General features: G+C 73.0%; 11 protein-coding genes and 1 tRNA gene. 8 read left to right on the forward strand and 4 right to left on the reverse strand.

Translation table 11 applies throughout. The features are described from left to right. Window positions 1–40: 40 nt before the first annotated feature. Window positions 41–553 (reverse strand): DUF309 domain-containing protein, encoded by a 513-nt coding sequence (locus tag ABZY13_RS16265; protein ID WP_356631097.1) that lies wholly within the window; start codon window positions 551–553, stop codon window positions 41–43. Window positions 554–651: 98 nt separating this feature from the next. On the opposite strand from ABZY13_RS16265, the gene ABZY13_RS16270 reads away from it, so the two are divergent. Then, a tRNA-Pro gene (locus ABZY13_RS16270) sits at window positions 652–725 on the forward strand. Between the two features lie 70 nt (window positions 726–795). On the opposite strand, the gene ABZY13_RS16275 is transcribed toward ABZY13_RS16270, so the two are convergent. Both ABZY13_RS16275 and ABZY13_RS16280 read right to left on the reverse strand, forming a co-directional pair. After that, entirely contained in the window at window positions 796–2,037 is a 1,242-nt protein-coding gene (locus ABZY13_RS16275; RefSeq protein ID WP_356631099.1) for a hypothetical protein, read from the reverse strand. Window positions 2,038–2,340: 303 nt separating this feature from the next. Further along, window positions 2,341–3,525, reverse strand: coding sequence for a Cmx/CmrA family chloramphenicol efflux MFS transporter (locus tag ABZY13_RS16280; protein WP_356631101.1), 1,185 nt, complete (start codon window positions 3,523–3,525; stop codon window positions 2,341–2,343). A gap of 430 nt (window positions 3,526–3,955) precedes the next feature. On the opposite strand from ABZY13_RS16280, the gene ABZY13_RS16285 reads away from it, so the two are divergent. From ABZY13_RS16285 to ABZY13_RS16315, 7 genes are all read left to right on the forward strand, one after another. Then, a complete protein-coding gene (locus tag ABZY13_RS16285; RefSeq protein WP_356631103.1) occupies window positions 3,956–5,032 on the forward strand; it encodes a pectate lyase in 1,077 nt (358 codons plus the stop codon). Window positions 5,033–5,044: 12 nt separating this feature from the next. Beyond that, entirely contained in the window at window positions 5,045–6,085 is a 1,041-nt protein-coding gene (locus ABZY13_RS16290) for a right-handed parallel beta-helix repeat-containing protein (RefSeq protein WP_356631105.1), read from the forward strand. A 27-nt stretch (window positions 6,086–6,112) separates the two neighbouring features. Continuing rightward, the gene (locus ABZY13_RS16295; RefSeq protein ID WP_356631107.1) at window positions 6,113–7,186 is read left to right on the forward strand and encodes a right-handed parallel beta-helix repeat-containing protein; all 1,074 of its coding nucleotides are present in this window, start codon (window positions 6,113–6,115) and stop codon (window positions 7,184–7,186) included. Window positions 7,187–7,202: 16 nt separating this feature from the next. Further along, window positions 7,203–8,234, forward strand: coding sequence for a pectate lyase (locus ABZY13_RS16300; RefSeq protein ID WP_356631109.1), 1,032 nt, complete (start codon window positions 7,203–7,205; stop codon window positions 8,232–8,234). Between the two features lie 178 nt (window positions 8,235–8,412). After that, window positions 8,413–9,399, forward strand: coding sequence for an aldo/keto reductase (locus ABZY13_RS16305; protein ID WP_356631112.1), 987 nt, complete (start codon window positions 8,413–8,415; stop codon window positions 9,397–9,399). A 267-nt stretch (window positions 9,400–9,666) separates the two neighbouring features. After that, the gene (locus ABZY13_RS16310) at window positions 9,667–10,581 is read left to right on the forward strand and encodes a sugar phosphate isomerase/epimerase (protein WP_356631114.1); all 915 of its coding nucleotides are present in this window, start codon (window positions 9,667–9,669) and stop codon (window positions 10,579–10,581) included. A gap of 121 nt (window positions 10,582–10,702) precedes the next feature. After that, complete coding sequence (locus tag ABZY13_RS16315; RefSeq protein ID WP_356631116.1) at window positions 10,703–11,659, forward strand: GNAT family N-acetyltransferase; 957 nt, start codon at window positions 10,703–10,705, stop codon at window positions 11,657–11,659. A 149-nt stretch (window positions 11,660–11,808) separates the two neighbouring features. Here the strand turns inward: ABZY13_RS16315 and ABZY13_RS16320 are convergent, their stop codons facing one another. Beyond that, window positions 11,809–13,008: a Gfo/Idh/MocA family oxidoreductase gene (locus tag ABZY13_RS16320; RefSeq protein WP_356631118.1), complete on the reverse strand. Its 1,200-nt coding sequence runs from the start codon at window positions 13,006–13,008 to the stop codon at window positions 11,809–11,811. Window positions 13,009–13,267 lie beyond the last annotated feature (259 nt).

The raw sequence follows: 13,267 nt of genomic DNA on the forward strand, positions 1-13,267 counted from the left end.
CTGCCGCACCCCGCCGACAGTGCCTCCACCGCCCGGACGATCACGCTCCGAGCAGCCGCGGCGCGTGCTCCCGCGCGTCCACCGCACGCCCCTCGCCCTCCACGACGCCCGCCAGGTCGCGGGCCCAGCCGCCCAGCCCCGCGAGATCCAGCCCGTACGGCCGCCCCCGCCCGGTGACGTCCGCCCACTCCTCGACCGCGCCCGCCCCGCGCCGCAGCAGCCGCGCCCCGCCGGTGACGTTGCCGCGTGCCGCGTGGGTGAGCCCGACGGCGAGCTGGGCGAGGCCGCGCCACAGGCCCCGCTCCTCGGCCGGCCCCGACTTCCAGGCGTCCTCGAACACCTCGTGCGCGTGGAACGGCTTCCCGGCGTCCAGCAGCGTCTGCGCCTCGGCGACGGTGTCCTCCGGCGTCCGTGCGACCCCCTCGGGCTGCCGCTCCACCCCGTCGGCCCCGTACGGCAGCGGCCGCCCGAGCCCGTCCCGGGGCCGCGCGCTGCGCGCCCGCCCTTCGTCGTCCCGGTCCCGTGCGCCGCCGAGTCCTTCCGATCCACCCATGCCCCCGATTGTCCCGCCCGGCCACGGCTTCGGCTCCACGGGGGAGGTGCGGTAAAGTTCTGTCCGCGCGTCCCCGTGATCGCACGGGCGGCGCGCATCGGGACGTGGCGCAGCTTGGTAGCGCACTTGACTGGGGGTCAAGGGGTCGCAGGTTCAAATCCTGTCGTCCCGACTTGTGAGAGTCGCAGATCAGGGCCGGTTTCGGAGTCGTCCGGGATCGGCCCCGTCGTACGCGCCCGCGGCTACAGATGCGGGTCGTCCGCGGGGCCGGCCGTCTCCACGGCGACGGCTCGGGCGCGGACCACATACGGCCGGGAGAAGACGGTGACCGCGACGGAGATCGCGGCCACGGCGGTGATGGCCGTGCCGGGGGTCAGGTGCTGGGCGGCGCCGCCCGCGAGCGCGGCTCCGAGGCCCTGCCATGTCATCCGGCCCGCCGATTCGACTCCCTGGACCTGGCCACGGACCGGGTCGGGGGTCAGCTCGAGAAGCTGCTCCTGGAGTGGGAGGGTGGCGGCGAACCCGGCGCCGGCGACGAACACCGCGGCTGCCGCCAGTGGCGCGGGCGGGTGGAGGGCGAACAGCAGGTAGGGGATCGCGAGCAGCAGTCGCAGGGCGAACGCGTGGCGGCGTCGCTGCTCGGCGGTGAGCAGCCGTCCGACGACCAGGTCACCGAGGAGCATGCCTGCCGATCCCGCGGCCAGGAAGGCGCCGGCCTGGTCGGGGGCGTAGGAGATGAACAGGGCCTCGCAGCCGACGATCAGGCCGTTGGGGACCCACAGGTTCAGCAGCAGGGCGCGTTGGCCGGAGTGGGAGAAGAGCGCGACGTTCGTCGTCCAGGTCCGGCGCAGTCCGGGGCGACGGGCCGGACGGATCGAGTGCTCCCGGACGGTCACCGCCACGACGGTCGATCCGGCGCCGGTCAGGGCTGCCGCGGCGACGAAGATCCCCTGTGGGCTCATGTACCGCAGCAGGACGGCTCCGACGGCGTAGCCGAGGACGGCCGTGCCGCCCGAGGTGATGTTCATCAGCGAACGCGCCAGTGCGTACGCGGACGCCGGCACCACCTCGGCGATCAGTCCCATCCGTGTTCCGGTCGCCAGGGACTGGAAGAAGCCCGGCACGAGGAGCAGACCGAACCGCGCGGCGAGCGGCAGCCCCGGAACCGCCTGTGCGGCGACACCCACGAGCGAGAGGCACTGGAGCGCGACGAGGCTCCGGCGCGGGCGGCTTCCGTCCGCGACCGACATCAGTGTCAGCGCACCGAGTACCGTCGCGAACGCGGCGCCGTACATGCTCACGGCCGTCAGGAACGGCGACCGGGTCTCACGGCCGACCAGCGTGCCGAGCGCGAAGCCGGACAAGGTGCTCGCGGTGACCGTCAGGATCAAACTGGCGTACAGACCGGCGAATTCATGGTTGCGGAGCAGGTCGCGGTAGGTGGTGGCGGGGTGTGCGCTGGACGCGGAGGTGTGGGAGGGCATGAAAAAAGCCTCCGGACGCACCCGTTGGGGCGCCGAAGGCCGACGCGGTCATTGTAGCGGTCGGCCCGGAACCCCGGTGGCCGCGGCGTGTGTCGGCGGCCCTGGGTCCGGTCCGGTCCGATCCGCATCGGCTGAGCGGCCGGTGCGGGGCGGATCACGGCCTCCCCTGTCCCGCCACCGCCGTCGCGCACCTGCCCGGCCCCGCGGACGACGCGGGGCCGGGCGTGGACGCGGTGCGCCGCAGGAGGAACGGATACGGCACTGCCTGCGAGGCGCCGGTGCCCAGGGCTGCGACGACCGGCGTCACATGAGCGTCTCCTCGGCCCCTCGCCCCGTCGTCGTGAGCACCGCGCGGAAGGGCACCGCGACGAGCAGCGCCGCGGCGACGAGGGCGCCGCTCGCCCACAGGGGACCGAGGCTCCCGGCCGGAGTGTCGAGCGTGGACGCGGCGACGAGGGGGCCGACGGCGGCGCCGACGTTGAGTGCCGCCGTCGCGTACGAGCCTGCCATGGTGGGTGCGCCCGCCGCCTCGTAGAGGACCCGTGTGATCAGGGTGCTGCCGAGCGCGAACGACAGCGCGCCCTGTACGAACACCAGGGTGAACAGGGCCGGCGGTGCGTCGGCCAGCAGTGCCAGGGCGGGCCAGCCGGCGAGCAGGAGCGGGCCGCCGGCCGCGATCACCGGACCGGGACGCCGGTCGGACAGCCGGCCGGCGACGGTGACGCCGGTGAGGGATCCGGCGCCGAAGAGGACCAGGACGACGGAGATCCACCACTCGTCCAGCCCGGCGTCGTCGGTCACGACGGGGGCCAGGAAGGTGAAGCTCGCGAACGTCGCCGCGTTCACCAGCGCGCCGAGCGCCATGACCTGGAGCAGTCTCGGGCCGGCGAGCCGGGCGAGCTCCGCCCGCAAGGTCGGTCCTGTGGTCGTCCCCTCCTGGGCCGATCCGGCCGCGATCCCCTTCAGGATGCCGAGCGCCGCGGGCAGGCAGAGGGCGGCGACCACCCAGAACGTGGCCCGCCAGCCGAGCAGCGTGCCGAGGACCGAGCCGCCGGGGACACCGGCGATGGTGGCCGCCGTCGTGCCGGACAGCAGTACGGCCAGCGCGCGCCCCTTCCTGTCGGGCGGGACCAGTGCGGCGGCCGCCGTCAGGGCGACGGCGAGGAACCCGGCGTTGGCGAGCGCGGCGACGATCCGGGCGGCGAACAGCACGGGGAAGCTCGTGGTGAGGGCGCCCACGGCGTGCGCCGCCGCGAACGTGACGACGAATCCGAGCAGGCCGGTGCGCCTGGGCCAGCCGCGGGCGAGCGCGGCTGCCAAGGGTGCGCCGACGATCATGCCGAGCGCGAAGGCCGGGGTGAGCATGCCTGCCGTGCCGACCGTGACGTCGAGATCCGAGGCGATGTCCGGCAGGAGGCCGGCGAGCATGAACTCCGAGGTGCCCATGGCGAAGACGGCCATGGCGAGCAGGTACAGCGGGAGAGGCATCGAGTGGCTCCGGGGCGAGGAGAAACGCGGGAAGGGCGTCTCGTCACCGCGGTCGGCCCCGCGGGCGCACTTGCGCGGCCCCGCGACACGGCGGGGCGGCAACGCCGAAACTTCAGTGGCTCAGGGGGCTGACGGCGCGTGACCGAAAGCCCCCGCCCTGTCCGACTCGGGGCTCGACATGGCCGGCACGCTACCCGAACCGGCGCCCGTGCCGCGACGGCCGGTGGCCGGATCGCGCCTGTGCTCGGTTGATCGGGCGGGGGCTCGGAGGCCCTGAAACGCCGTATTTCGTGTTTGTTTCTGAGTGTATTTGTTGAGCTTTTGTCACGTCCCGCTGATTGACGTGGTCCGGACAATGAACCTACTTTCCATGGAAAGCGCTTGCCGTGTAATGAGGCGCATCCATCGCGAAACAGCGAAAGGGGCATTCATGGCACTCATCCCGTCATCCCCACCGCGGTTATCCCGCAGAAGGCCCGTCCGGCGCGCCGCCACCGCGTTCGCCGCCGTCGCCGCACTGGCCGGCGCGCTGCTCGGGGCCGGGCCCGCCCCGGTCGCGGCCGCCGGGCCCGCGCCCGGCGCCCTCGCCGTGGCGGACGGGTTCGCCGGGGTCGGCGCCCTCGGGCAGAACGGCACCACGGGCGGTGCCGGCGGAGCGGTCGTCACCGCCACGACCGCCGCCCGGTTCCTGGACTACATCTCCCGCCCGGAACCTCTGATCGTGCAGGTCAGCGGCACCATCACGCTGCCCGTCGGCACCTCCGACGGCATGCACCCCGTGGCCTCCGACAAGACCGTCATCGGTCTGGGCGCCGACGCACGGCTCACCGGCGGCGGGCTCACCATCGGCCTCCCGGTGGACGACCGGGTCACCTCGCCGCCCGCCAACGCCGTGCACAACATCATCATCCGCAATCTGTCGATCGACGGAGCCACGGACGACCTGATCAATATCCAGATGTTCTCCCACCACATCTGGATCGACCACAACGACTTCTCCAACGGCGACGACGGCGCCGTCGACATCAAGCGCGGCTCGGATTTCGTCACCGTGTCGTGGAACCGCTTTCACGACCACGACAAGACCCTGCTGCTCGGTCACGACGACGACAACGCGGCCCAGGACCGGGGCCGACTGAGGGTCACGTACCACCACAACTATTTCGACGCCTCCGATCAGCGCAACCCGCGCGTCCGGTTCGCCGAGCCCGTGCACGTCTACAACAACTACTACCGGGACAACAGTTACGGCGTCGCCTCGGCCATGGACGCGGGGGTGGTGCTGGAAGGCAACTACTTCTACAGCGTCAACAACCCCGCCCGCGTGGACTTCAGCGGCGATCTGGGCCGACTGGTCCAGCGTGACAACGTTCTCGTCGACTGCAACCACGCCATCGAGACGCGGGGTTCGGTCGTCGAGCCGCGGACCTACTACTCGTACACGCCGCACCGCGCGGCCGAGGTCCCGACCGTCGTCCCGGCCGGCGCCGGCGTCGGGAAGATCTGAGGAGCCCGGATCATGACCGACACCCCCCACCGGCCCCACGTCCCCGACACCCGCCACGCCCACCGCATCTCCCGGCGCGGCCTGCTCGCCGGCACCGCGGCGTCCGCCGCCCTCCTCGCCACCGGCGCCGCCCCCGCCCGCGCCGCCACCCGACCGGCGTCGCGCACCGCCGCCCTCGCCGCACAGACCGCCGACGGGTTCGCCGGCGTCGGCGCGCTCGGCCTCACCGGCACCACCGGCGGCGCCGGCGCCCCGGTCGTCACCGTCACCGACGCCGACGCCTTCCTGGACTACTGCGACCGCAACGAGCCGTACGTCATCCAGGTCTCGGGCACCATGCGCATCACCAGCAAACAGGGCGTCCGCTCCAACAAGACCATCATCGGTCTGGGCGACGACGCGGAGATCACCGGAGGCGGCCTGGACCTCTACCGCCGCCACAACGTCATCATCCGCAACCTGCGCTTCACCGACGCCGAGGACGACTCCATCAGCATCCAGCAGTCCTCGCACCACATCTGGATCGACCACTGCGAGTTCAGCTCGGGCGCGGACGGCCTGATCGACATCGTGCGCGGCGCGGACTACGTCACCGTGTCGTGGAACCACTTCCACGACCACAGCAAGACGATGCTGATCGGCCACTCGGACGCCAACGGCAGCCAGGACCGCGGCACTCTGCGGGTCACCTTCCACCACAACTTCTTCGACGGCACCGACCAGCGCCATCCCCGCGTGCGGTTCGCGGAGCCCGTGCACGTCTACAACAACTACTTCCGGAACAACCGGCTGTACGGGGTGGCGTCGACCGAGGACGCGGGCGTGCTGGTCGAGGGCAACTACTTCGAGAACGTCGCGCACCCGATCTACTCCGGCTACGACGCGAGCGGGCCCGGCCGGGTCGTGGAGCGCGGGAACGCGTACGTCAACTGCGGGCAGCCGCAGACCCTCGGCGCGGTCGTGGAGCCGCGGACCTACTACGGCTACACCCTCGACCCGGTGTCGAGCATCCCCACCATCGTCCCGGCCGGCGTCGGCGTCGGCCGCATCTGAGAACAGCCTCCGAGGAGCGCCTGAATCATGACCGACTCCCCCCACACCCCCCACCTCCCCCACATGCCCCACAACCCTCACGGCCCCGGCATCTCCCGGCGCGGCCTGCTCGCCGGCACCGCCGCCACCGCAGCGTCCGCCGCCCTCCTCGCCACCGGCGCCGCCCCCGCCCGCGCCGTCGCCCCTGCCGACCCCGCCCGCCTCGCAGCCCTCGCCGCGCAGTCGGCCGACGGGTTCGCCGGCGTCGGCGCGCTCGGCCTCACCGGCACCACCGGCGGCGTCGCCGGGCCCACGGTCACCGTCACCACCGCCGCACAACTGCGCGACTACGCCGGCCGGAACTCCCCGTACGTGCTGCTGATCCAAGGGCGCATCGCGTTCGACGGAATGATCACCGTCGTCGCCGACAAGTCGATACTCGGCGTGGGGTCCACCGCGGAGATCACCGGCGGCGGGCTCCAGCTGGGCACGACCACCCGGCCCGGAAACAACGTGATCATCCGCAACATCCGGTTCACCGACGCCTCGGACGACTCGATCAGCGTCACCAACCGCGCGCACCACGTCTGGATCGACCACTGCGACTTCTCGCTCGGCTACGACGGACTGCTCGACATCAAGCGGGAGTCGGACTACGTCACCGTGTCCTGGAACCACTTCCACGACCACAGCAAGACCTGCCTGCTCGGCCACAACGACAGTTACACCGCCGACCGGGGCAAGCTCCGGGTGACGTACCACCACAACTTCTTCGACGGCACCGACCAGCGCCACCCGCGCGTCAGGTTCGCCGAGCCCGTGCACGTCTACAACAACCTCTACCGGAACAACCGGCTGTACGGAGTGGCGTCGACCGAGGACGCGGGCGTGCTGGTCGAGGCCAACTACTTCGAGAACGTCGCCCACCCGATCTACTCCGGCTACGACGACAGCGGGCCCGGCCGGGTCGTGGAGCGCGGGAACGTGTACGTCAACTGCGGGCAGCCGCAGACCCTCGGCACGGTCGTGGAGCCCCGGACGTACTACGGCTACACCCCCGACCCCGCCGCGAGCATCCCCAGCATCGTCCCGGCCGGCGTCGGCGTCGGCAAGATCGCCTGAGATCCAGGAGACCGACATGAACCGCAAAGGCACCCTCTTCCTCGCGGCCCTCGCCACCCTCGCCGTCACGGCCGCCGCTCCCACCGCCCCCGCCGCGCCCGACGCCGCGCCCTCCGCCGTCCTCGCGGAGTCCGCCCCCACGGGCTTCGCGAGCGTCAACGCCTGGGGACAGAACGGCACCACGGGCGGCGCGGGCGGCCCCACCGTCACCGTGTCCACCGCGGCCGACCTCATCGCCGCCATCCGCGCCGACGGACCGAGGATCGTCCGCGTCAACGGCATGATCCAGCTCCCGGCCGGCATGTACGACGTGACCTCCGACAAGACCATCGTCGGCGTCGGCGCCACCTCCGGGATCTCCGGCGGCGGTCTGAACATCGGCCTTCCGGTGAGCGACGTGACCACGCCCCCGGCCAACGCCGTGCACAACGTCATCATCCGCAACCTGACGTTCCGCAACGCCAGCGACGACTCGATCAACGTCCAGATGTTCTCCCACCACATCTGGATCGACCACAACGACCTGTCCGCCGGCTACGACGGCCTCATCGACATCAAGCGCGGCTCCAGCTACATCACCGTCTCCTGGAACCACACCCACCACCACACCAAGAACATGCTGCTGGGCCACTCCGACAGCAACGGCGCCCAGGACACCGGCCGGTTGAAGGTCACGTACCACCACAACTGGTACGACCGCACCCCGCAGCGCAATCCGCGCACCCGGTTCGGCGACCCGGTGCACATCTACAACAACTACTTCTTCGACAACAGCGACACCGGTCCGGCCTGCAACGCGGACTCCGGCTGCTTCATCGAGGGCAACCACTTCGAGGAGGTCGAGGAGCCCATGACCAACAGCTACTCGGGGCCGGACGGCAGCATCGTCGAGCGCAACAACCTCTTCACCGGCGAGGAGGTCGGCGAGCCGGTCGTCGGCGGCAGCGTCGAGAACCCGGCCGACTACTACGACTACACGGTCGACGACCCCCGCACCGTCAAGGACACCGTCACGCGGGGCGCGGGACCGGGCACGATCGGGCTGTGAAGCCCGGCCGCGCCGGTCGCGCACGCCGGGCCGCGCCGAGCCCGCGCACCCGACCCGCTTGACTTGGAGTGCGCTCCAGAATGAAGACTCCGGTGCGTGCCCGCAGCATCCGCGAGCACGTCGGCCCGCACCCCGAGCCCGCAGTCCGCGCGGGCGGGCACGCACCGGAGGGAAACCCATGAAGTACCGCACCATCGGCACGGATCCGCACCACCGCCGCGAGGTCAGCGTGCTCGCGCTGGGCGCCATGCTCTTCGGCTCGGTGACCGACGAGCGGACCTCCTTCGCCGTACTGGACCGCTATGTCGAGGCCGGTGGCAACTTCATCGACACCTCGGACAACTACGCCTTCTGGGTCGACGGCGGCCAGGGCGGGCAGAGCGAGGAACTGCTCGGCCGGTGGCGGCGCAGCCGGGGCATCGGGGACGAGGTCGTCATCGCCACCAAGCTCGGCGCCCGGCCGCTCGCCCCCGGAACCGGCTACACCGACAACCCGGAGGGCCTGTCGGCCCGCGTGATCCGGGAGTCCGCCGAACGCAGCCGTGAACGCCTCGGCGTGGAGAAGCTCGACCTGCTCTACGCGCACATCGACGACCCCACCGTGCCGCAGCAGGAGACCGTCGAGGGATTCGCCGCCCTCGTCGCGGAGGGCACGGTCGGGCTGCTCGGCGTCAGCAACCAGGCGATCTGGCGGGTCGAGCGGGCCCGCGCCCTGGCCGCCGCGGCCGGACTGCCCGGCTACGAGGTGCTCCAGTACCAGCACAGCCATCTGCGCCCGCGCACCGACATGCCCAGCGACCTCTTCCCCGACGGCAGCCTCGGTCACGCCGGCCCCGAACTCCTCGGCTATCTGCGGGCCGAGCCCGCGCTCACCCTGGTCGCCTACTCGCCGCTGCTCGCCGGGGCGTACGTACGCGAGGACAAGCCGCTGCCCGCCGACTACGACCACCCCGGCACCCCGGCCCGCCTGGCCGTGCTGCGCGAGGTCGCGCGGGAGACCGGCGCGACCGTCAACCAGGTCGTGCTGGCCTGGCAGTCGGGCGGCCCGCTGCCGATCGTTCCGCTCGCGGGGGCGTCGTCGGTGGCGCAACTGGAGGAGAACCTCGCCGCCGTGGACCTGGAGCTCACGCCGGAACAGCGGACCCGGCTGGACGAGGCGCACTGAGACCCCGCCCTTCCCGGCACACCCGGCCGGGTGAGCGGCGTCCCGGCGACGGCGGTGGGGGAGACGCCGGTAGGGCCGGCGGCACCGGCGACCACTTCGGCGCGCCGTATCCGGGGCAGGATGGAGTCGAGAGCGCCGCCCGCGGCGAGGCGGCCGGCCAGGAGGAATTGGGTCACCGGGCGCCGAGCCGGCACCGCCCTCCGGCCGGTCTCCGCCGCGGACGCCGCGACGCAGACCGGCCACGCAGACCGACGAAGGGACCCCGACATGGCAGACGCCCCCGCCCCCGTCCTGGACCGCATCAGGATCGGCTCGGCGCCCGACTCCTGGGGCGTGTGGTTCCCCGACGACCCCCGCCAGGTGCCCTGGCAGCGGTTCCTCGACGAGGTGGCCGAGGCCGGCTACTCCTGGATCGAGCTGGGCCCCTACGGCTATCTGCCGACCGACCCGGCCCGGCTCGCCGACGAGGTCGGCCGGCGCGGCCTGCGGGTCTCCGCCGGCACGGTCTTCACCGGCCTGCACCGCGGCCCCGCCGTCTGGGACGCCACCTGGGACCACGTCAGCCGCGTCGCCGCGCTCACCCGGGCCATGGGCGCAGGTCACCTCGTCGTCATCCCGTCCTTCTGGCGCGACGACAGGACCGCCGAGATCCTCGAACCGCCGGAGCTGACCGGCGAGCAGTGGGACCACCTGACGCGGGGCACGGAACGCCTCGCGCGCCGCGTGAAGGAGACGTACGGCCTCGACATCGTCGTCCACCCGCACGCCGACACCCACATCGACACCGAGGCCCACGTCGAACGCTTCCTCGACTCGACCGACGCCGACCTGGTCGGCCTCTGCCTGGACACCGGTCACTACGCCTACTGCGGCGGCGACAGCGTCAAGCTGATCGAGACCTACGGCGAGCGCATCGGCTATCTGCACCTCAAGCAGGTCGACCCGGAGATCCTGGCCGACGTGGTGGCCGGAGGCGTACCCTTCGGGCCGGCCGTGCAGCGCGGGGTGATGTGCGAACCGCCGTCCGGCATCCCGGAGCTGGGTCCCGTCCTGACGGCCGCACAACGGCTCGGCGTCGAGCTGTTCGCGATCGTCGAGCAGGACATGTACCCGTGCGAGCCGGACAAGCCCTTCCCGATCGCCGTGCGCACCCGGCGGTTCCTGCGCTCCTGCGGCGCCTGACCGAGGGCGCCCGAAGCAAGGCCGCTCAAGAAATGCGTGTCGCTCCAGGCGCCCGGTGTGGAACGCTGTCGCCGGCGCCCTCGCCGCCGACCGACCGTCCCTCCCCGCACCCGGAGCCCTCTTGATCTTCCGCAGCCTCGCCGAGTCCGGTCTCGATCCCGAGCAGGTCCGTCCGCTGCTGCCCGACGGGCAGGTCGGCGTCTGGGTCGGGGCCGACGACTTCCTGGCCGGGCTCGCCCGCGGCGACTACCGAGCGCAGTGGGCCTGGGTCGCGCAGGACGAGGGGCGGCCGTGCGCCATCGCCCTGTGGTGGGGTCCCGTGGGGGCCGGGCGGCCCGGTGCGCTCGACTCGCTCCACGTCGATCCCGACGTCGGCGGTGACCGCGTGGACGTCGCCGCTCGGCTGCTCGCCGCCGGTCAGGCGGTGTTCGCCGAAGCCGGGCAGGGCGTGCCGCCCGACTACCACGTCCTGCTGCCCGCCGACTGGCGGGACCGGCCGGACGCGGTCGCCGAGCTGGCCTGGCGCCGGGAGGCGGCCCGGCGGGTGGGCCTCAGCGCCGAGCTGGAGCGGCTGCGCTACGAGTGGACGGCCGACCGCGGGGTGCCCGAGCCGTCGCGGCGGCTGCGGTTCCGGGCCGAGCCGGACGACGAGGTCTTCGTCGATCTGTTCCGCCGGGTGCTCGAGGGCACCCTCGACGCCGGCTCGCGCGCGGAGGCCGAGCGGCTCGGCGCCGAGGCGCAGGCCCGTGCCGACGTCGCCTTCTACCGGGACGACATGTCCGGCGACCGCTCCTGGTGGCGGATCGCCGAGACCCCCGACGGTCGCACCGTCGGCTTCGCCCTGCCCTCCAGCAGCCCGACCGCGCACGTCGTCGGCTATCTGGGGGTGCTGCCCGGGCACCGGGGCCACGGTTACGTGGACGACCTCCTCGCGGAGATCACCCGCTTCCTCGCCCAGGAGGAGGGAGCCCGCCTCGTCCGCGCCGACACCGACCTGCCGAACCGGCCGATGGCCGCCGCCTTCGAACGGCTCGGCTACCGCAACTTCGCCCGCCGCCTGGTCCTGTCGGCCCCCTGAAGCCCTCCTGCCCGGCCGGACGCACCCGTGCCCCGGCCGGACGCACCCGGCGGGCATGCCGGCCGCCCATGTGCCAGATTGCGGACTGGGAGAGGCCGGGGCGCGCGTCGCTGTCCCTCACACGTGCTGCTCGGGTACGCGTCCCGGCCTCACTCGCACCCCGCCCGGCCGTCCGGTACGTCGACCCACGCGCCGCTTCGTGCCGAGCGCGCCATCGCCTCCAGTACGACCGCCGCGCGCACGGCGTCCGGGAGCGTCGCCCCGTACGGAGTGGACTCGGCGATCGAGCGCAGGAAGCGGTATGCCTCCACGACCTTGAGGTCGTCGTAGCCCATCGCGTTGGCGGCGCCCGGCTGGAAGGCCGCGAACTCCCCGTGCCCCGGGCCGACGTGGACCGTGCCGACCGGCTGGTCCTGGTAGGACGTGCCGCGGCTGACGGACAGCTCGTTCATCCGCCGGAAGTCCCAGAGGACCGCGCCGCGGGCGCCGTGCACCTCGAAGCCGTAGGCGTTCTGCTCGCCGACCGAGACCCGGCACGCCTCCAGGACGCCCCGGGCGCCGGAGGCGAAGCGCAGCAGGCAGCCGACGTAGTCCTCGTTCTCCACCGGGCCCGTCATGCTGCCCGGCCCGTCGCCCGCGGCTCGCTCGTGGCCGAGGGTGACGCCCGCCGGGCGGATCCGCTCGGGGACGAAGACCGCCGTGTCGGCGGCCACGGACGTGATCTCGCCCACCAGGAAGCGGGCCAGGTCCACGCCGTGCGAGGCGAGGTCGCCCAGTACCCCGCTGCCGCCCCGCTCCCGCTCGTACCGCCAGGTCAGCGCGGCCTCGGGATGCGCCGCGTAGTCGCTGAACAGCCGGATGCGGACGTGCGTGACCGCCCCGATGGCGCCCGACGCGATCAGCTCCCGCGCGGCCTCCACCGCGGGCGCGTTGCGGTAGTTGAAGCCGACCGCGCCCTGCACCCCCGCCCGCGCGACCGCGTCGGCGACCGTGCGGGCGTCACCGGCCGTGAGGCCCACCGGTTTCTCGATCCACAGGTGCTTGCCGGCCTCGGCCATCGCGACGCCGATCTCCCGGTGCAGGAAGTTCGGGGCGGTGACGCTGACCGCCCGCACCTCGGGGTCGGTGGCCACCTCGCGCCAGTCGCGCACCGCCGAGGCGAACCCGAACTGCGCGGCGGCCTCCTCGGCCCGGCCCGGCGCCTCGTCGGCGACCGCCACCAGCCGGACCTTCAGGGGCAGCCGGGGGTAGTGGTGCGGAAGGCGGGCGTACGCCCGGCTGTGCACCCGGCCCATCCAGCCGAAGCCCACGACGGCGACCCCGATCGTCCCGGCGGCGGCATCACTCACCACGGCAGCCCCTCTGCGGACGGCGACGGAACCTCCCGCCCACCCTCGAACCCGCCCCGAAAGGTGTCAATCCGGCAAGACCACCCGGATCTCGGGCCGGCGGGCGGCCGCGGATCGGGCGGGGCGCACCGCGAGGGCCGCCGGCGGTGCGGCGGTGCGGCGGTGCTGCGAGGGTGACGTGCCGGTCCGTCATCCCTCGGCAGCGCAGTGCCCCGGCCGCCGTGGCGCCCCGCCGGAGCCCTGCCGCCCGTCGCCCCCG

The organism is Streptomyces sp. NPDC006610 (genome assembly GCF_040611575.1).
Classification (GTDB): domain Bacteria; phylum Actinomycetota; class Actinomycetes; order Streptomycetales; family Streptomycetaceae; genus Streptomyces.

Coding starts and splice junctions, on each gene's coding strand:
- ABZY13_RS16265 (WP_356631097.1), bottom strand. CDS start 553: ATGGGTGGATCGGAAGGACTCGGCGGCGCACGGGACCGGGACGACGAA.
- ABZY13_RS16275 (WP_356631099.1), bottom strand. CDS start 2,037: ATGCCCTCCCACACCTCCGCGTCCAGCGCACACCCCGCCACCACCTAC.
- ABZY13_RS16280 (WP_356631101.1), bottom strand. CDS start 3,525: ATGCCTCTCCCGCTGTACCTGCTCGCCATGGCCGTCTTCGCCATGGGC.
- ABZY13_RS16285 (WP_356631103.1), top strand. CDS start 3,956: ATGGCACTCATCCCGTCATCCCCACCGCGGTTATCCCGCAGAAGGCCC.
- ABZY13_RS16290 (WP_356631105.1), top strand. CDS start 5,045: ATGACCGACACCCCCCACCGGCCCCACGTCCCCGACACCCGCCACGCC.
- ABZY13_RS16295 (WP_356631107.1), top strand. CDS start 6,113: ATGACCGACTCCCCCCACACCCCCCACCTCCCCCACATGCCCCACAAC.
- ABZY13_RS16300 (WP_356631109.1), top strand. CDS start 7,203: ATGAACCGCAAAGGCACCCTCTTCCTCGCGGCCCTCGCCACCCTCGCC.
- ABZY13_RS16305 (WP_356631112.1), top strand. CDS start 8,413: ATGAAGTACCGCACCATCGGCACGGATCCGCACCACCGCCGCGAGGTC.
- ABZY13_RS16310 (WP_356631114.1), top strand. CDS start 9,667: ATGGCAGACGCCCCCGCCCCCGTCCTGGACCGCATCAGGATCGGCTCG.